The organism is Shewanella sp. BJSY2023SW007 (assembly GCF_047314525.1).
GTDB lineage: Bacteria > Pseudomonadota > Gammaproteobacteria > Enterobacterales > Shewanellaceae > Shewanella > Shewanella chilikensis.
The window spans coordinates 53,159-71,256 of sequence record NZ_JBKORL010000018.1; the positions used below are offsets into that span (position 1 = coordinate 53,159).

Here is an 18,098-nt window from a genome sequence, read left to right on the forward strand (position 1 = left end):
CCGTACTGCCCTAAACAGGTCTGACCATTAAAAGTGTGATCTGATTCTAACTTCTTGTTGGCCGGTTTTAAACACTTGTTTGTTTTTTTAACACTAGCCAAGGGCGCAGGGAATTCTTTACCATAACCGCTGTCTATAGTTGGGCCTTAAAATAAAACGAGTAGCATCATGCCTTTGAGTCGATTTCATGCACTGCGGACCTATCTGGATCAAGTGATCATAGGTCAGCCAATTTTGACCGAAAACCTGCTTATCGCTCTGATAGCCGATGGCCACCTGTTAGTGGAAGGACCACCGGGGCTGGCCAAGACCCGGGCCGTTAAAGCGCTGTGTGATGGCATTGAAGGCGACTTTCATCGCATTCAGTTTACCCCGGACCTGCTGCCGGCCGATTTGACCGGCACCGACATCTATCGCGCCCAAACCGCGACCTTTGAATTTGAGGCCGGGCCGATATTTCACAACCTTATTCTGGCGGATGAAATCAACCGCGCCCCGGCCAAGGTGCAATCGGCCCTTTTGGAAGCCATGGCCGAAGGCCAGGTGACGGTGGGCAAGCACTCCTACAAGTTACCACCGCTGTTTTTAGTGATGGCGACCCAAAACCCGCTGGAAAACGAGGGCACCTACCCGTTGCCGGAAGCCCAGCTTGACCGCTTTCTGATACACCTGAACCTGGATTACCCGGAGGCAGACACTGAGCTTGAGATCCTGCGTTTGTCCCGCAGCGAAGCCAAGACCCACGGCATGGAGAAAGTCACTCCCATAGGCCAGCAGGAAGTGTTCCTCGCCCGGGAGCAGGCGCTGGAGCTGTATCTGGCCGAACCGCTGGAGCGTTATATTGTCGACTTGGTGATGGCGACCCGTCAGCCTCAGCGCTACAGCGACCAGCTTGCCAAGTGGCTGGAATACGGTGTCAGCCCGCGGGCAACCCAATCCATCGAGCGCTGCGCCCGCGCCCGTGCCTGGTTGTATCAGCGTGACTTTGTCTCCCCTGAAGATATTCAAGCCGTGGTGCCCAATGTACTGCGCCACCGTTTACTGCTGAGTTATCAGGCGCAGGCCGAAGGGGTCAGCCGCGATCAGGTGATTGACCATGTGCTCAATCAGGTGGCCGTTCCCTGATGAAAGCCGCAGCAACAGACTCTTCACTGCCACTGTTTGCCGACGGCCTCCACTTGTGTGAGGCCGAGCTGCTTGCCTGCCAGAATATCGCCCGCGCTCTGGGTGACCGGCAGGGAAAAGCCCGCGCGGCCATGGCCGGTCACAGAGCCAGCCTGGTCAAGGGCCGCGGCATGGAATTTGCCGAAGTGCGCCATTATCAACAGGGCGATGATGTTCGCACCATAGATTGGCGGGTCACCGCCCGCACCGGCAAGGCGCATACCAAGCTGTTTGTCGAGGAGCGCGAGCGCCCTATTCTGCTGTTGGTGGATATGAAGCACAGCCTCTATTTCGGCTCCCAGTTGCTATTACAGTCGGTACAAGCGGCGCATCTGGCGGCGACCTTGGGCTGGAATGCCATCATGCAGGGCGACCGTCTCGGCGCGCTGGTGGTGGGCGATAGCGCCCACAGAGAGCTGAAGCCAAGAGCACGCAATCAGGGGATCCTGGCACTGATATCGGCGCTGGTGGCGGTACACAAGTCGCAGCTCGAAGCGCTGGACAGCCCCCATGAAGATGGTCAGGCGTTAATGCTCCAGGCCTGTCAGCGCCTGGCAAGACTGGCCAAACCCGGCTCCCTTATCTGGATAATCACAGACGGCAACGGTTTTGGCAGCGAATGTCAGCAGGCGCTGTCGGAACTCAAACGCCACTGCGAGCTGGCGGCCTTTGTGGTAACAGATCCCATGCGTGAGGGCACACTCGAGCTGCCGCGGCAGTTTGCCCTGCCGGTACGGGAGTCAGGCCGCAGCCTGATCCTGGATCGCAGCGGTTATGATGCCTGGCTCGGTCGTCAGCGCGCCAACCTGGCGCAGTTTGATACCCTGATGCAACAACTCAAGGTCCCGGTTCGCACTCTGGATGCCGGCCGGCGCCTCAATCAACAATTGACACTGTTAAGATGAATCCCAATCAAGCCAATCCGGCGCTGAGTGCGCTCAAGGATATTCAACTGCCGGCCGAGGTGCCCTTTTGGCCTCCGGCTCCCGGTATTTGGCTGCTGATGCTGCTGGCCTTGTTACTGCTTGGCGCCGCGGTATTCTTTGGCTATCGGCGCCTGCAGGCAGCCAAGGCTCACAAGGCGGTGGCTCAAGCCGCCATGACTGAACTGACACAGCTGCAGGACCAGGACCCGGAGCTGCTATCCAAGATGAGTGCATTGTTGAAACGCACCGCCATCAGCTATGGTGAGCGCGCCCAGGTGGCCGGACTCAGCGGTAAATCCTGGGCCGAGTACCTGGATAACGCACTGCCAGCCGAGCAGCGAGGGCGCTTCGCCTCTTTGCTCGAAAATCAATACCGCGGCCAACCGAGCACAGCCCCCACCGAGTTGCGGGCGCTTTGTGTTTGCTGGCTCAAGTGCGCCCCCAAACACTTTGCCAAGGGAGGTAAGCCAAGATGCTGACTCTCCATTGGCCCTGGTTACTGCTGCTTATTCCCTTGCCGCTGCTGCTAGCCTATCGCCCCGCCGTCAACAGCGGCGGCCAACTGCAACTGCCCGGCGTCGATGCCCATGCCCGCGAGCAGCAACAAAGCAAACGCAGAGCGCCCTTGAGTCTCTGGCTGGCGTGGTGCCTGTTGCTTTTGGCCATCGCCCGGCCACAGTGGCTTGGCGATCCCATAGAGCTGCCCACAGAGGGGCGGGATCTGATGCTGGCGGTGGATCTCTCCGGCAGTATGCAGATTGAAGACATGGTGCTCGATGGCAAAGCGGTAGACAGATTCACCCTGATCCAGAAAGTAGTCAGCGACTTTATCGAGCGCCGCGCCGGCGATCGTATCGGCCTGATATTGTTTGCCGATGCCGCCTACCTGCAGGCGCCACTGACTCAGGACAGACGCTCTGTGGCTCAGTATCTCAAGGAAGCCCAAATCGGCCTGGTGGGCAAACAGACCGCCATTGGCGATGCCATTGCCCTGGCGGTAAAACGCTTCGATAAGGTAAAAGACAGCAACCGGGTGTTGGTGCTTTTGACCGACGGCTCCAACAATGCCGGCAGCATAGTGCCGGATCAGGCCGCCGCTATTGCCGCCAAGCGCGGCATCACCATCTACACCATAGGTGTGGGCGCCGATGTGATGGAGCGTCGCACCCTGTTTGGCCGTGAGCGGGTCAACCCCTCGATGGATCTGGATGAAGCTCAGCTGCAACGGATAAGCGATGCCACCAAGGGGCGCTATTTCCGTGCCCGGAATACCGAAGAACTGGAACAGATCTATCAGGAAATCGACAAGCTGGAGCCCGTCAGCCGTGACGCCCTCAGTTACCGGCCGCAATCCGAGCTGTTTTACTGGCCGCTGGGACTGGCGCTGGCGCTAAGCGTACTGCTGCAGCTGCAAAGCCTGTTGCTCAGCGTCTGGCCAGGGCGTTGGGGGAGGAAATCATGAGTTTACACTTTATCCGTCCCGAATGGCTGTGGGCCTTAGTGCCACTGGCATTGCTGTTAGTGCTGCAAAGTCGCCGTCAAGCGGGCCAATCTGACTGGGATCGTTATATTGCGCCGCATCTAGCGCCACTGCTGTTGACCCAAGGCAACAAAAGCCGCCGAAACCGCCTGCCCTGGCTTGGTCTGGGCTGGTTGGTGGCAGTATTGGCCTTAAGCGGCCCGGCGCTTTACAAGAAACCCCTGCCGGTATTTGCCAGCAGCACAGGACGGGTGCTGGTGATGGATATGTCTTTGTCCATGTATGCCACAGACGCCGCCCCCAACCGTTTGACCCAGGCCAGATTCCGCGCCACGGATCTGCTGGAGCAACTCAATGAAGGGGAAACCGCCCTGCTGGCCTACGCGGGTGACGCCTTTGTCATCAGCCCCTTGACCCGGGATCGCAACACCCTGCTCAATCTGTTGCCAACCCTGAGCCCGGCCATCATGCCAGTGCGCGGCTCCAATTTGGTCGCGGCACTGGAGAAAGCCAAGGAACTGCTCAGCCAGGGCGGTCACCTGCAGGGCGATATCATCTTGATGACAGATGGCGTCGGCAGCCGTCAGCTCAATGCCGCCAAACAGGCGATTGAAGGCAGTCACTACCGCTTGGGCATTCTAGCGATAGGTTCATCCCAGGGTGCACCGATAAGGCTGCCGGATGGGCAACTGCTCAAGGACAGCCGAAATGAAGTGGTAGTACCGGCCACCGATTTTGGTCTGCTCAGCGAGCTGGCAAGTGCCGGGAACGGTATTTTGGTGCCCTACAGCAACGACGGCAAGGATCTGCAAACGCTGCAGCAGTGGCTCGCCACCAGCTCGGATGCCACAGAAACAGATCTTGCCGGCGATACCTGGGTCGACCTTGGCCCCTATCTGGCGCTCTTGCTGTTGTTGCCGCTGCTCTTAAGCTTTCGCAGCGGCCTACCGGTGCTGTTGCTGCCCTTGAGTCTTGGCCTGCTTGTCTGCCCACCTAGCCAGGCGAGCGGCTGGGATGACCTTTGGCAAACCCGGGATCAGCAGGGAATGCAGGCATTCAAGCAAGAGGATTTTGCCACTGCCGCCGACAAGTTTGTTGACCCCGCCTGGCAAGGCAGCGCCCGCTACCGCGGCGGCGATTATCAAGGCGCGCTGCAAGCCTTCGAGCAAGATGACAGTGCCACAGGCTTATACAACCAAGGCAATGCCCTGATGCAGCTTGGCCAATATGAAGAAGCCATCAAGCGTTACAGTGACGCCCTGACAATAGTGCCCGATATGCAGGATGCCATTGACAATAAGGCGTTGGCGGAATCCTTGCTAAAGCAGCGAAAACAGCAACAAGATCAACAGAGCCAGGATAAGCAAGAGGATCAAAGCCAGCAGGATCAACAACAGAATTCTCAGTCCGGCAAGGATCAGAGTCAGGGCAGTCAGGACAGCGCCCAGGGTGACAACAGCCAGGGCCAAAACCAGGACAAAGAGCAAGGCCAAGACAGCCAAGCCGACCAAGGCTCAAGCAAGGACTCGCACCAGGGCTCAGATAAAGACGCTAACAAAGAAAATAGCGAGCCTTCCACTACCGACTCGCAGCAAAATGATGCTGACAATGCCACTGAGAAGGACGCCAAAGGCGATCAGAACCCGCAAAATGCCGAGGATAACACTGGCGCAAGCTCTGAGCCTGAGATGCAGGCTGCTTTGCCGCAAGAGCAAGAGCCGCAAAATGAGTCAAGCACAGCTGCAGGTCAAAACGGTGCTGGTCAGCAGGATGGCTCAGAGACTGATGCCGACAAGGCCAACTCGGCGAGCCTTGCCGAGCAACAAGAAGGGCCAAACGATGAACAGATTAAGGCACAAGTTGCCGCCTCGTCACTCGAGGACACCGAGCCCCTGCCCCCCGAAATGGAGCGGGCGCTGAAGGCATTGGTGGATGACCCGGCCACTTTGCTGCGCAACAAGATGCAACTCGAGTATCAAAAACGCCGCCAGCGCGGCGAGACACCCAAGGACAATGAACAGTGGTAACTAGACTTATTCCTCTATTGCTTCTGTGCCTGCTGCCGCTCAAGGCACTGGCACTGACTCAGCTTCAGGCCTCGGTCGATCGCAATCCCGTGACCGAGAGCGAGTACTTTATGCTGTCCGTGGTGGCAGATGATGAACTCGAAGCCCAGGCACTGGACACCTCGGCACTGTTGAAAGACTTTATCGTCGGCCGCACCAGCGTCAGTCGCAGTACCCAGATCATCAATTTTGATGCCCGCAAGGAAACCCGCTGGCAAGTGATGCTGGCCCCCAAAACCACCGGCCAGGTTACAATTCCGGCCCTGAGTATCGATGGCGTCAGCAGCGATGCCATCGAATTGAAGGTGATGCCGGCCGGTAGTCGCCCCGAGGCGCAAAAAAACCTGTTTCTGCGTACCAGCATCTCGGCCAAGGAAGCCTATGTCGGCCAACTGCTCACCTACAAGGTAAAACTCTTTTTGGCCGTTGAGCTGCAGCGAGGGGTGTTGTCGGCGCCTTCCATCAGCGGCGCCCAGATAAAACAGCTCGGCGAGGATAAAGAAAGCAGTGAAATCGTCAACGGCCGCCGTTTTCGGGTGATAGAGCGCAGCTACGGCATCATAGCCGATGAGCCGGGCGAGCTGGCGATTTCCGGTGCCAACTTCTCTGGCGATGTGCTGGTCGATACCCCAAGGCGGGGCATGTTCGCCTTTCAGGAAAGTCGCCCCATGCAGGCCCAGAGTGACAGCATGCTGGTCAGCATCAAGCCGATCCCGGCCGAATATCACGGCGACTGGCTGGTATCGGATCTGGTGATGCTCAAAGAGGAATGGGACGACAAGCAGACTTTTGAAGTGGGTCGCCCTATTACCCGCAACCTGACACTGCTGGCATCCAATGCCGATGAAACCAGCCTACCAGAGCTGAAACTGAGCTTGCCGGACAATCTCAAGAGCTATCCGGAAAAGGCGCAGCGCAAGACCTTCGTTCGCGACAACCAACTGGTATCTCAGCTGACCCAGACTATTGCCATAGTTCCCTCCAAACCGGGAAGCTATACCCTGCCGGAGATCAAGGTGCCTTGGTGGAATCCGCATTTGAAACAGCAGGAGTTCGCCCTGCTGCCGGCGCGTACTATTCAAGTGGCTCCCGCTGCCGATATGCCGCAGCCCGTCATCAACCCGCCGCAGGAAGAATCAAACCTCAGCGCCGGCTTCTGGCCTTGGTTGACCGCCCTGTTTGCATCACTGTGGCTGGCCACCTGTGTGCTGTGGCTAAAGGCGCGCAAACAACAAGCTATAGCGGCACCTTCAACAGTGTTGCAAGCTAAAGCAAGCGAAACCCAGCCGGGATTGGCTCAGGCTTGTCAGCAAGAGGACTTGAGCCAGGTGTTCAAGGCGCTGAAGCAGGAGCTCAGTGATATCACGGGCCATAGTGTCACACTCGATGAACTGCCTAAACTGGCCCCTGAGTTGGCCGCCGTAATCGCCAAGATTCAAGCCAGCCGCTATGGCAAACAAGGTGGCGATCCCGCTCAGTATTTCCCGGCGCTGCTGCAAGCCTTTGAGCGCTTCAAGAGCCAATACTCCGAGGCGGCTGATTCTGCCTCGGTGCTGGCGCCGCTGAATCCTTAATCTGCAGCTTCAGCCATAGCGTCTAATCGCTATGGCTGAGCGCTTGTCCGGGCAAAGTCCACAGTTCCCCCCTTTTTCAAGACCTTTAACAGCTGACTCTTTAAACAAACGGTTGTCCCTTCTTTTTCAACAGTGTGTTTACCCAGTTCCCAATATTGGAGCCACCACTTTTACCGCTTATAGTACTTAAATCCAGGCTAAATCGGGCTTGTAACCAAATTTACGTTCATGATATTTGCCAGAATGCCCTCAAGGCCATTAAGCTTAGCGGCAACAAAAATAAAACAAGCATGAAAATGTTCGATAGCTGGCGAAAGAAAAAGTCTGATGATGCGGTCATTTCTGACATGCTGAATAAACAAAGACGTTACGATAGCCTGGTCAGGGCGCTGCATGCCGATATCTACCGCTACGCCTTTTGGCTTTGCGGCGATCGTCATGTGGCTGAAGATATCACCCAGGAAACGTTTCTCCGGGCTTGGCGCTCGCTGGATTCATTGAAAGATGACAAGGCGGCCAAGGCTTGGTTAATCACCATTTTACGGCGGGAAAATGCCCGCCGCTTTGAGCGTAAACAGTTTGATTATGCCGATATCGGCGAAGAGCATTGGCAGGATCCCGGTTCCCAGAGCCAGGAAGAACATGCCGAGCACTACCTGCTCAGGCGTCAAATAGCCCAATTGGAACCCGAGTATCGGGAGCCTTTGTTATTACAGCTGATAGCCGGATTCAGTGGCGATGAAATTGCCCAATTGCTGGATCTAAACCGAAATACTGTCATGACCCGCTTGTTTCGGGCCAGGAATCAGTTAAAAGAAGCACTGGAACACTCCAAGGTCAGAGGTCAATCCAATGGATGAGCTGAAGTTTCGCCGCCAGGCCTATGGCGACCCCAATAATCAGGATCCCGAGTTTCTCGAGGCTCTAAGTCAAAACGAGGACAGTCAGGCGTTTGTCGCCGAACTCAAGGCACTCGATGGCAAGATAAGTCAGGCACTCAGAATTCCTGTGGCCGAAGATCTGAGCGAAAAACTGCTGCTGAAACAACAGTTGGCCGTACACTATCATCGACGCAAACGTACAGGCTGGATGCTAGCAATGGCCGCATCCGTCGCCTTTGTTGCCGGAGTCAGTTTCAGTCTCTGGCGCCAGGGGCCGGTGGATTTAGGACAACACGCCCTTGCCCATGTGCGCCATGAAACCATGGCCATGACCAGTAATGCCGATATCTCTTATCAAGCAATCAATGCCGAACTGGCATCGCTTAAGGGGTTGGGCAGTGCCAGATTCAATAGCCAACCTGGACGGGTGTTTTACAGCACCTTCTGCGATTTTCAGGGAATTGAAAGTATTCATCTGGTATTGGCCGGTGAACAAGGCAAGGTAACAGTGTTTATTGTGCCCGCTGAGCACAGGGTGATGCTCGCCGAAGCCTTTGCCGATAGCGAATACCGGGGAGAGGCGATAAAAACCGACTCAGCTTACCTGGTGTTGGTAGCCGAGTATCCTCAAGACCTGGACGCTATTAAAGAAGAAATAAAACAGAGCTTTATTTAAAGATTCAGGCTTTGCAATACCAAGTGTGAGACAGTGTTGCCTAGTAGCTGACTCATAGGTAAGCATGAAAAGCCTTGGGAAAGGTTGACCTTGAAAAGTTCACCGAACTAAACCAACTTAATCCTCGGCCGTAAATGCTGTTTTTAATATAACTTTTCAGTCTCTTGTCATATCCAGGAGAGGAAATCGGCCACCGGCTCTTTGGCGGCATCACAGCTTTGCGCCAGAAACAGCTCACCACAGGCCAGCGCATCGGTCAGGGCATTGTGGGCCGAATACGGCGGCAAATGATAGCGGCTACGGCAAGCGCCGAGGCGTAGACTACCGCTTGGCAGCACCTCTTGTTGCCGCTGCAGGCGGGTCTTTTCCAGCAGCAGGGTATCTATCACGGGAAGGTGCAGCTTAGTACCGTATGCCTGCTGACAAAGCCTGCTGAGAAAAGCGCAGTCCAAAGGAGCATGATGCATCAGTAAAACGCGCCCCTGACTTTGCCCTAACAGCCAAGGCAAGAGCTGCTCGGGCGCCAGAGCCCCCTGTTCAAGATGACTATCCATAATGCCGTGAATCGTGGCGCTCTGACCGACACTGCCGGCGATACTCACCAATTTGTGGCGGGCGCCGCTGAGCTCCAATCGTCCTTTGTTGATAGGCACCACACCTATGGAGAGGATCTGATCGCACCCCGGCTTAAGGCCGGTCATTTCCAAGTCCAGCGCCATTAAAGGCGCCTCTACCACAGGCTTGGATAACACTGGACTCAAGGCCTGGTAAAAAGACTTGAGAGGCTCTCTTGCCTGCCAGCAATGCCAGGCCAGGCGGGTTCTATGCAGCAAAGGCATTCTAGAAACTCCGGGTAAACTTGAGTCTCAGCGCCGCCTGGGCATCATGCACCACTTTGAAGGCATCCCTGAGTTGGTGGCGCATCAGCGAAGAGAGTGCCTGCGGCATCAGAAAATTACTTATCCCTTGGCCCTGGTCAAACTGACGCCCCTGATTGGCGAGCCGCATATGGGCAATAAATTCATGGGCATCGGCAAGATTGAGAGCATCTTTACGGCTTAAAAGCTTACTTTCCATCAAGGCGCGGATCCGTTTGGCGGTATTGACCTCTTTAATGCCGGCTGCCAAAGCATAAACCCGGGCGATATCATTGATAAGGGCGCTGCCCCTGTGTTTAAGGTCCATTCCCTTGACCTCACTGCCATCCCTGTCGAGTACAAACTTACGGAAGAACCCCAACGGCGGCGACTCACTTAAGGCGTTGCCGGTCAAGGCCGCCAGAAAGATATCGTTGTCTTTGGTCTGCGCCAGCACCTTATCCTGCAGTGCACCAAACAGGCTGTCCGGACCGTATACGGAGCGCATATCGAAAAAGATACTGGCATGCATCAAGGCCTTGGGCTCAGGGATGTTGACCCAGGAGGCAAACTTTTGCTGCCAGCTTGCCAGCGACAAACACCAATTGGGGTTTTGCGCCATGATATCGCCGGGACAATATACGTAACCACACTCATTGAGCCCGGCGCATACGCCCTTGGCCAAGGCCTGAAAGTAACCTCTGGCATGCTCATCCGGCTCTTCAGCCAACAATAATCCATTATCCTGATCCGAGCAGGCGGCCTGATCCTGCCGCCCCTGGGACCCAAATGCCAACCAGCAAAACGCCATCGGCGCCTCCCCAAGCAGCGCCTGATTGAGCTGAATAAGCCTGCGGGTAAGCGCATCGGTAACCGAAGTCAGTACCCGGCCAATCTCCTCGGCACGAGCATCGGCGCTGATAAGGTTTTGCAGCAAAAGCGGAATTTGCCGACTAACACTGATGAGACTCGGCAGATCTTTTTGCCGCTCTATCTCGCCAATCAACAACAAAGGTTGGGATGCCTGGCTACGCAGTATGTCAGTGCTGGTGATCATCCCCACCGGCTGACCTTGCTCCATGACCGGCAGATGGTGAATGTTATGTTCGCTCATCAGCAGCATGGCTTCAAATACCAGAGCCTGAGCCTCTATGTGCACAGGCTGGCGGGTCATGGCCTGAAATACGGCTTCATTGCCGCTAAGCCCCTCGGCCAGCACCCGATTACGCAGATCCCTGTCGGTAAGGATCCCAACCAATTTGTGATTATCCAGTACCAGTACAGACGACACCCTGTGCTTGCGCATCAACTTGGCCGCATCGGTAATGGAAAAGCGCTGTTCGACGCCAATGGGCTCATGGGTCATCAGAGTGCTGATCCGGCTGGTAGTGGTCAGATCCCTGGCCCGAAAACGCCCTTGATGGCGCAGCCGTTTGGCATAGGCTCGGTTGAAGAAACGATCGAAGTTGCGACACTCCAGACGCAGAGTGTCAAACAGCGCCGGCGGCACATGATAGACCAAGCCATCTTCAAGGATCAGTACCTTGTTACAGCTCTCTTCGCCCGACAGCAGAGAGGGAAAGCCGAAATAATCGCCCTCTCCCAGGCGGTCAAGCAGTTCGCCCTCTGCATCACGTACTTCAAAGGCGCCACTGCGAACGATATAGAGCATGGGATTAGCTGAGTCCAGCGGCACGGCTTTCATCGACTTGCTGTAATAGCCTATGCTGATGGCACGGCAACATTGCTCCAGTAAAGGGCGCGGCAGTTCATCGAAAGGAATTGTCTGTTGCAGAAAGTGGCGAATGGGCAGTAGTTCACTCTCATCCATGGGCGGCCTTTAAAGTTGGATTGACTCATCACAGTATTGCCCACTCTGAAGAGTACTGACTATCTGGCTTTAGTCGAATACCACCAGCCCTGAAACAGAAAGCCCACACCCCAAAGATGAGTATCCAACCCAAGCAAGATAGATAAAAAATCCCCCGACTAAGCGGGGGATCCTCTGTTTAGTAAGCACTTAAGTAAGGTGTTCATAACTCCTTGCAGCACTCTGGCTTACACAAGAACTGGCGTTCAGGGCACTGACTATCAATGTTCCTGCGCCGTGCCTGCACCTTTAGGGAAGCGAATAGATTCAACCATTTCCTGCACATGTTCAGGAACAGCAGCTGTCATCTTGGCAACGATAATCGCTACAACAAAGTTGATTATCATGCCAACCATGCCGATACCTTCCGGCGAAATACCAAATAACCAGTTCTCGGCATTATTGCCAGCCGGATTGATAAACTTGAAGTAGATGATATAGCCCGCAGTAAAACCAAGCCCCATCACCATACCGGCAATGGCCCCTTCCTTGTTCATCGACTTGGAGAAAATGCCCATCACGATTGCCGGGAACAGTGAAGATGCCGCCAACCCGAATGCCAAAGCCACCACTGCCGCCACAAAACCAGGTGGATTGATACCGAAGTAGCCTGCGATAACTACACCTACAGCCGCCGCGGTTCGGGCATAGAACAGTTCCTTCTTGTCTGAAATGTCCGGCATTAAGTTTTTCTTCAGTAAGTCATGGGATACCGAAGTTGAGATCACCAGCAACAAGCCCGCAGAAGTCGACAGCGCTGCCGCCAGACCACCGGCCGCCACCAAGGCAATCACCCAAGCTGGCAGATCGGCGATTTCAGGGGTCGCCAACACCATGATATCGCGATCGATATCCATTTCATTGTTGCTGTCATCGGTGAGGTTACCCTTGGCATAGTACATCTTGCCATCACCGTTCTTATCGTTCCACTTGATAAGCCCGGTGCTTTCCCAGTTTTTGATCCACTGGGGCGCCGACTCATAGGCAACACCGGTAGATTCAGGGCCATTGATGGTTTCTATCATGTTTACCCGGGAGAATGCGGACAAAGCCGGCACTGTGGTATACATGATGGCAATAAATACCAATGCCCAACCGGCGCTAATACGGGCATCTTTTACCTTGGGTACGGTAAAAAAGCGCACAATCACATGGGGCAGACCGGCAGTCCCCACCATGAGCGCTGCCGTGATAGCGAATACATCTATGGTACTCTTAGCGCCTTCGGTATATTCAGAGAACCCCAGCTGGGTTTGCAGGCCGTCGAGCTTTTGCAGCAGATACACCCCGGTATCGTTCCCGGCGGCATCTATCAGCTCAGCGCCAAAACCAATTTGCGGAATAATGTGGCCCGTCATCATCACAGAGATAAAGATGGCCGGAACCATAAAGGCGAATATCAGCACGCAGTATTGCGCCACCTGAGTGTAAGTGATCCCCTTCATGCCTCCGAGTACGGCGTAAAAGAACACCACTGCCATACCTATATACACCCCGGTGTCGACATCCACTTCCAGGAAGCGGGAGAACACCACACCAACACCACGCATCTGCCCGGCAATATAGGTAAAGCAGATGAAAATAGCGCACACCACAGCCACTACACGAGCCGCCTGAGAGTAATAACGCTCACCAATAAAGTCAGGCACAGTGAATTTGCCGAACTTACGAAGGTAAGGTGCCATACATAAAGCCAGCAACACGTAACCGCCAGTCCAGCCCATCAGGTACACGCTGCCGTCAAACCCCACGAAGGAGACGATCCCCGCCAGCGAGATGAAAGAGGCTGCCGACATCCAGTCTGCCGCCGTCGCCATCCCATTCATCACTGGGTGAACCCCACCACCGGCAACATAAAAATCTTTGGTAGAGCCGGCTCTTGACCAGATGGCAATCCCGATATAGAGAGTAAACGAGAGCCCCACAATTAAAAAAGTTAATGTTTGAACATCCATCGGCCCGCTCCTTAGTCTTCGTGTACGTTATATTTTTTATCTAAGGCATTCGCTTTGGCCGCATAAACGAAAATCAGCACTACGAACACATACATGGAACCTTGCTGGGCGAACCAGAAGCCAAGCTTGAATCCCATAAAATGAATTTCATTGAGAACGTCCACCAGTAAAATCCCACAACCGTAGGAAACAGCAAACCAGATGGCCAGCAGTCCCAGTACCAAGCGCAAATTTTCGCGCCAGTACCCCTTTGCCTTGTCATTGTTTTCAAAACCCATAGCGACTCCCCTGTGGTAATAATTATTAAGTCACAGTTAATCTAGCAACCGCCGGGAGCGCTACAATCAAGACCTTAGTCTAAGCCAAAATTTACACACCATTAACAACCAAAGTAAAACAAACATAATCAAAAGGTTAAGGCCAAAATCGCCAATTAAACGCTCGTTTATTTGCTACGAATCATTAGACCAATGTCGAAGTGATTTTCAAGATAATTTCCGTGAGGCGCTCACTATTCACCGACAAGATAAGCCATTAGCGACAATTACTACTGCATTAAATCCATCTAAAACTGCGGCGAAATGGGCTCACGATTAACTATGTAAAAAAAAGAGGCCTTTTGGCCTCTTGATTGTATTTAAAACAGTGTTGTAACTAGGGTGCTTCCTGGTTCAGGTAGAGGATAAGCGCCGCCAGCTCCTTGGGGTCTGAACTTTTCGAGGTGATCAAATATTTGCCATTGACCAACAGCGAAGGCACTCCCCGGATCCCGGAGAGCTGAGTCTGGGTATCATAATTAGCCAGTGCCAGCTTGCTGTCGGCCGAGCCCAAGGTTTGGTTGAGTTCTTGTTCATTCACCCCCTGCGCCAAAAAGAAGTCCTTTAACTGCTGAGGTCTTTCAAAAACCTGATGCTTCTCATGGATCCGATTAAAAATATTACCGTGCACCTGATCGGTAATCCTGAATTTCTGCGCCAGATAATAGGCTTCCTGACTGAGGATCCAGGAGGGGCGCCCGGCGCCGACGGGAGTGCGTTCAAAATCCAACTTACCCTTGAGCAGTTCAGCTGTCTGCTGCATCAAGGGATCCTTGTAGTAGCAATGGGGACAGTTATAGGAGAAAAACTCTCTGACTATGCCGCTCTTGGCTTCAGGGATCCCAGGCACCTTGATATAGTCGCGCCCTTCCTGAAAATCGGCCGCACTGACACTTAAACTACTGAGGGCCAGGAATATCAGCGGTAAGACTCTCACCATTTTGGATAACAAAGACATAGGCTTTCCTCTTGTTATTTTTTAGTCACGCTTTTTATTGGCAAGCAGCAATAAGGCTATCTGCCTCGGAGTACCTGTATTCAAACTCAAGCTCGCGGCAGATGAGAGAACCATCCACCCACTTACCCGTTCCATTATCTGTGGCAAATTCGGGCATCGCCAAACCGAGCGCTTTGGCAGCTGCCGGATAAAATTCTTGCCTGGTTGGATGACAAGGTGCACAAAGGTTATAGATGGCCCCGGGGTTAGCTGCGGTCAATAACTGCAGGCAAGCATTTATACAGTCATCGAGATGCACCAGATTCACCACGGCGTTTGCGCCGGGCAGCCCTGTCTTCCCAGCAAGGAAGCGCCCGGGGTGGCGCCCTGGACCGACCAAACCGGCAAAGCGAATGACAGTGACTTCAAGGCCTTCATTGGCAAGCGCCAGTATCTTCTGCTCAGCTGTTGCCAAGGTGGTGCAATAACTGTCCGACGAGACATCAACAGCTGTCGCCTCAGTGACTACACCTTGGGATTGGGGATAAACCCCTGAACTACTAATAAACAATAGACGTTTGATACGGCTTGCAGCAATCACAGGCAATAGACGCTCGAGAGAAGGTAGATAATCATTATCGCCGCGCCTGAGACCGGGGGGAATATTGAGTACCAGGGCATCACAGTCATCCGGCAACGAAGGTAAAAGAGCCGGTTCTGCAAGATTGAGGATCACGGCTTCCAGCCCCTCTTTTCTCAACAGCTCCGCGCCCTCCTCGGTACGCTTACTGCCGCAAACCTTAACCCCTCTGGTGACCAGTTCCCTTGCCAATGGCAAACCGAACCAACCACAGCCCCAAACCGCAATATGTTTCATCGCCCTACTCCGCTGTATACCGAGCTCAAGCATAAGACATATGAGAATAAAAACCAGAGGTGGATCTATGAATGACCAAAGTTTGGCCGCTCACGGCAAGAGAACGCGAGTTGCAAGCTACTCCAAGGCACTGAAATAGAAACTGATGCCAGCCCCGGTTTGCAGAGTTCTTGCGGCCCCCTCAGTCAGCTCTTCAGACTTGAGTACGGCTTCCACGCTAACCTCTTCGTCCATCAAAAAACGTAATTTAGGCTCGCTACCATCGTTTTTACAAGCCCAAACCTGAGGTTGCCGCACCTCTGATGTGGTCATCATCACCTTGCCGACGCTGTTATCAGACAAGCTCACCAAAGTGCCTGGCGGGTAAATCCCCAATACCTTCACCAACGCCGAAATCAGCTGCTCTTGATGCTTGCCAACCCGATTCTTAAACAGATATCCCAAAGCAATTTGCGGCGAGACTATCTCTTGACGAGCCAATTGGCTGTCATAGTCATTAGCCAGCGCGACTATCTGAGTGGTCAATGGCAGCTTGGCCAGCTTAAGCCTATCGGGATAACCTGAGCCATCGATAAACTCATGGTGATGCTTCACAATATGCAACACCTCATTACCAAACAAGCCACTACGTTTGAGCATGTCATAACCAAAATTGGGATGCATGGAGAGAAAGTTGCTTTCATGCTGACTCAAGGGGCTGCGCTTACGTCTGATGGCATCGGGCACCTTGAGTTTGCCTATATCGTGCAGAAGTGCCCCCAGAGCAATATCCCTCAGCTTGTCCTTGGACAACTCAAGCGAATGGCCAATCATCAAGGCCAGTACCGCAACTGATATCCCGTGCTGAGTCACGCTGGGAGTCCCTTCACCACTGGACACCAAGGCCAACTTGGGATTGCCAGACTCCAATAGATGGTTCAGCATTTGCTCGACTAAAGCTGAAGCTTCGCGAATGGCACCTTCAGGATCAGACACTAACTTACTGACTACAGTACGACAGTCATTAATGGCATTCAAAAAGCGTCCCTGGCTCTTACGTATCGCCTTGCGGGCAGAGGCTTTGGGATCCGGTTGGTTGTCCTTTGCTCGTTCTGTTGCTTGCTGTGCCTCGTTTTCCTCTTCAATTACATCATTAAGTAGGTCTTCGTCAGAGATTAAAATGACATAGGGCACACCGAGATTGCGGATCATCTCTATCTGACTGGCATCTTTGATTTCAATGCGATTGAACAAAAAGGGATGATCTGTCCAGGACAGCGGCAGTTTGACTGTGATGCCAGTTTGCAGGCGTGACAGAGGGAGATGGATCCTTTCAGCTTTGGCCACTCAAAGTTTCTCCAGAGAACAACTTGATAAAACAAGGTTTTAAAAAATGAAATCCAAGAATCTTAACTATAGACCATTGGAAACCAAACGTAAGAATGAAATGACAAATTTATGACAAAAATCGCTTGTTTGACAGTGTTTTAGTCGTTAATCCACCATGCATACAATTTTCTGTTCAGATTTCATCCGCCAAAGTCGCTAGTGATAACTGTCTAAGCCGAACGCTGCCAATGGGTCTCTGTTTTATATAGCAAATAACTGCCGAATCTGCCTTTTAAGTCACTCCAATTTCTCCTGTTTTTGCCAGTCGTTGAGATAATGGCGTAAATGCGCCGACTTGGCGAGATAGAGCAAGGACCAGAACAGGAATAAGGCATCCAACGCTAGATTCCAACTAAACAACCAATCGTTGTGACCAAGACGCTGAATAAGCAGCACGCCATCTATTCCCAGCAACAGCGCCAACCACCAGCGAATTTGTCGAAACAGTAGGATCAATGCCTCAAATACCCGTTTACGCTCGGCCAGGATCAAACCATAGATCAGCAAGGCGCCAGCGCCTGCGGCCAGAGACAATAGAAAGTCACTCTTTTCCGGATAAAACAACCGTACCAAAGCGGCCCTGTCGCTGGCTTGGGTCAGAGATGCAACAAACACACACCAGCCGCGGGCCAAAAACAGCACTATGATGTAAAGCAGTAACGGCGGCTTGATATGGCCATCATTGTCAAGCCAGCGTACATGTTCAAATTTAAGCAAGGACATAATCCCATCATTGTGACTCACCCAGACAAGGCCTGGCACAGCCATGGTAAAAATAACCGAAAGCGTTCACACTTGTGACTGACTCTGTTTTTAAGCAGCGGGATACGCCTCTCCCATAAGCTGTCTCAATGAGGCGATCTGAGAGCGCGTCTCGACCAGCCATCTTACGAAATAATGAGGTGGGTCCTGTGGCAACACAATTCAAGTATGTGGCGCAATAAATAGAAGCCAGAAGCAAGCTGTTTGGCTATTTTGACTCTAAAACCTTAAGAGTCCCATATCCCCCCGGATTGGTTGCCACTGAGTGAAGGTAAAAAAAGCCCCGCTGCTTGGCGCAACGTAGTTCACTTAAGCGGAGCTGCCTTGTGATTAACAGGATATCGGGTCTTTGATATTTTTACCGCCCTAGGCCGATTTGGCTTAGGGC

Annotated in this window: 16 protein-coding genes; 8 read left to right on the forward strand and 8 right to left on the reverse strand. The window is 53.4% G+C overall.

Annotation, left to right across the window (positions count from 1 at the left end):
• Nucleotides 1-168 precede the first annotated feature (168 nt).
• The 8 genes from ACMHXE_RS03850 to ACMHXE_RS03885 all read left to right on the forward strand — a co-directional run bounded on the left by ACMHXE_RS03850 (nt 169) and on the right by ACMHXE_RS03885 (nt 8,767).
• Nucleotides 169-1,125, forward strand: a complete 957-nt coding sequence (locus tag ACMHXE_RS03850; protein ID WP_335917701.1) for a MoxR family ATPase — start codon at nt 169-171, stop codon at nt 1,123-1,125.
• Nucleotides 1,125-2,069, forward strand: coding sequence for a DUF58 domain-containing protein (locus ACMHXE_RS03855; RefSeq protein ID WP_101056416.1), 945 nt, complete (start codon nt 1,125-1,127; stop codon nt 2,067-2,069). The genes ACMHXE_RS03850 and ACMHXE_RS03855 overlap by 1 nt, the downstream gene beginning before the upstream one ends.
• Nucleotides 2,066-2,569, forward strand: a complete 504-nt coding sequence (locus ACMHXE_RS03860) for a DUF4381 domain-containing protein (RefSeq protein WP_413731433.1) — start codon at nt 2,066-2,068, stop codon at nt 2,567-2,569. Before ACMHXE_RS03855 ends, ACMHXE_RS03860 begins: the two co-directional genes overlap by 4 nt.
• Nucleotides 2,563-3,552 (forward strand): vWA domain-containing protein, encoded by a 990-nt coding sequence (locus ACMHXE_RS03865; RefSeq protein WP_144132277.1) that lies wholly within the window; start codon nt 2,563-2,565, stop codon nt 3,550-3,552. The genes ACMHXE_RS03860 and ACMHXE_RS03865 overlap by 7 nt, the downstream gene beginning before the upstream one ends.
• Nucleotides 3,549-5,597, forward strand: a complete 2,049-nt coding sequence (locus ACMHXE_RS03870; protein ID WP_413731435.1) for a VWA domain-containing protein — start codon at nt 3,549-3,551, stop codon at nt 5,595-5,597. The genes ACMHXE_RS03865 and ACMHXE_RS03870 overlap by 4 nt, the downstream gene beginning before the upstream one ends.
• Nucleotides 5,591-7,210, forward strand: coding sequence for a BatD family protein (locus ACMHXE_RS03875; protein WP_335917706.1), 1,620 nt, complete (start codon nt 5,591-5,593; stop codon nt 7,208-7,210). Before ACMHXE_RS03870 ends, ACMHXE_RS03875 begins: the two co-directional genes overlap by 7 nt.
• Nucleotides 7,211-7,506: 296 nt before the next feature.
• Complete coding sequence (locus ACMHXE_RS03880; protein ID WP_101056411.1) at nt 7,507-8,070, forward strand: sigma-70 family RNA polymerase sigma factor; 564 nt, start codon at nt 7,507-7,509, stop codon at nt 8,068-8,070.
• Nucleotides 8,063-8,767, forward strand: a complete 705-nt coding sequence (locus tag ACMHXE_RS03885) for a DUF3379 domain-containing protein (RefSeq protein ID WP_101056410.1) — start codon at nt 8,063-8,065, stop codon at nt 8,765-8,767. Before ACMHXE_RS03880 ends, ACMHXE_RS03885 begins: the two co-directional genes overlap by 8 nt.
• A gap of 167 nt (nt 8,768-8,934) precedes the next feature.
• Here the strand turns inward: ACMHXE_RS03885 and ACMHXE_RS03890 are convergent, their stop codons facing one another.
• The 8 genes from ACMHXE_RS03890 to ACMHXE_RS03925 form a co-directional block, all read right to left on the reverse strand.
• Nucleotides 8,935-9,606 carry an exonuclease domain-containing protein gene (locus ACMHXE_RS03890; protein ID WP_101056409.1) on the reverse strand — a complete coding sequence of 224 codons (672 nt, stop codon included), beginning with the start codon at nt 9,604-9,606 and terminating at the stop codon, nt 8,935-8,937.
• 1 nt (nt 9,607) lies between these two features.
• Nucleotides 9,608-11,455, reverse strand: a complete 1,848-nt coding sequence (locus ACMHXE_RS03895; RefSeq protein WP_165565238.1) for a DUF294 nucleotidyltransferase-like domain-containing protein — start codon at nt 11,453-11,455, stop codon at nt 9,608-9,610.
• Between the two features lie 260 nt (nt 11,456-11,715).
• Nucleotides 11,716-13,449: a sodium:solute symporter family protein gene (locus tag ACMHXE_RS03900; RefSeq protein ID WP_101056407.1), complete on the reverse strand. Its 1,734-nt coding sequence runs from the start codon at nt 13,447-13,449 to the stop codon at nt 11,716-11,718.
• 11 nt (nt 13,450-13,460) lie between these two features.
• A complete protein-coding gene (locus ACMHXE_RS03905) occupies nt 13,461-13,727 on the reverse strand; it encodes a DUF4212 domain-containing protein (protein WP_039032820.1) in 267 nt (88 codons plus the stop codon).
• Nucleotides 13,728-14,103: 376 nt separating this feature from the next.
• Nucleotides 14,104-14,724 carry a thiol:disulfide interchange protein DsbA/DsbL gene (locus tag ACMHXE_RS03910; RefSeq protein ID WP_224867347.1) on the reverse strand — a complete coding sequence of 207 codons (621 nt, stop codon included), beginning with the start codon at nt 14,722-14,724 and terminating at the stop codon, nt 14,104-14,106.
• Between the two features lie 34 nt (nt 14,725-14,758).
• Complete coding sequence (locus tag ACMHXE_RS03915; RefSeq protein WP_146225992.1) at nt 14,759-15,580, reverse strand: SDR family oxidoreductase; 822 nt, start codon at nt 15,578-15,580, stop codon at nt 14,759-14,761.
• A 117-nt stretch (nt 15,581-15,697) separates the two neighbouring features.
• Nucleotides 15,698-16,906, reverse strand: coding sequence for an HD-GYP domain-containing protein (locus ACMHXE_RS03920; protein WP_101056404.1), 1,209 nt, complete (start codon nt 16,904-16,906; stop codon nt 15,698-15,700).
• Between the two features lie 279 nt (nt 16,907-17,185).
• The gene (locus ACMHXE_RS03925; RefSeq protein ID WP_234556021.1) at nt 17,186-17,671 is read right to left on the reverse strand and encodes a DUF2919 domain-containing protein; all 486 of its coding nucleotides are present in this window, start codon (nt 17,669-17,671) and stop codon (nt 17,186-17,188) included.
• Nucleotides 17,672-18,098: the final 427 nt, after the last annotated feature.

Excerpts from the sequence above, each read along its gene's own strand:
- ACMHXE_RS03850 (WP_335917701.1), top strand. The coding sequence starts at position 169 with ATGCCTTTGAGTCGATTTCATGCACTGCGGACCTATCTGGATCAAGTG.
- ACMHXE_RS03855 (WP_101056416.1), top strand. The coding sequence starts at position 1,125 with ATGAAAGCCGCAGCAACAGACTCTTCACTGCCACTGTTTGCCGACGGC.
- ACMHXE_RS03860 (WP_413731433.1), top strand. The coding sequence starts at position 2,066 with ATGAATCCCAATCAAGCCAATCCGGCGCTGAGTGCGCTCAAGGATATT.
- ACMHXE_RS03865 (WP_144132277.1), top strand. The coding sequence starts at position 2,563 with ATGCTGACTCTCCATTGGCCCTGGTTACTGCTGCTTATTCCCTTGCCG.
- ACMHXE_RS03870 (WP_413731435.1), top strand. The coding sequence starts at position 3,549 with ATGAGTTTACACTTTATCCGTCCCGAATGGCTGTGGGCCTTAGTGCCA.
- ACMHXE_RS03880 (WP_101056411.1), top strand. The coding sequence starts at position 7,507 with ATGTTCGATAGCTGGCGAAAGAAAAAGTCTGATGATGCGGTCATTTCT.
- ACMHXE_RS03885 (WP_101056410.1), top strand. The coding sequence starts at position 8,063 with ATGGATGAGCTGAAGTTTCGCCGCCAGGCCTATGGCGACCCCAATAAT.
- ACMHXE_RS03890 (WP_101056409.1), bottom strand. The coding sequence starts at position 9,606 with ATGCCTTTGCTGCATAGAACCCGCCTGGCCTGGCATTGCTGGCAGGCA.
- ACMHXE_RS03895 (WP_165565238.1), bottom strand. The coding sequence starts at position 11,455 with ATGGATGAGAGTGAACTACTGCCCATTCGCCACTTTCTGCAACAGACA.
- ACMHXE_RS03900 (WP_101056407.1), bottom strand. The coding sequence starts at position 13,449 with ATGGATGTTCAAACATTAACTTTTTTAATTGTGGGGCTCTCGTTTACT.
- ACMHXE_RS03905 (WP_039032820.1), bottom strand. The coding sequence starts at position 13,727 with ATGGGTTTTGAAAACAATGACAAGGCAAAGGGGTACTGGCGCGAAAAT.
- ACMHXE_RS03910 (WP_224867347.1), bottom strand. The coding sequence starts at position 14,724 with ATGTCTTTGTTATCCAAAATGGTGAGAGTCTTACCGCTGATATTCCTG.
- ACMHXE_RS03915 (WP_146225992.1), bottom strand. The coding sequence starts at position 15,580 with ATGAAACATATTGCGGTTTGGGGCTGTGGTTGGTTCGGTTTGCCATTG.
- ACMHXE_RS03925 (WP_234556021.1), bottom strand. The coding sequence starts at position 17,671 with ATGTCCTTGCTTAAATTTGAACATGTACGCTGGCTTGACAATGATGGC.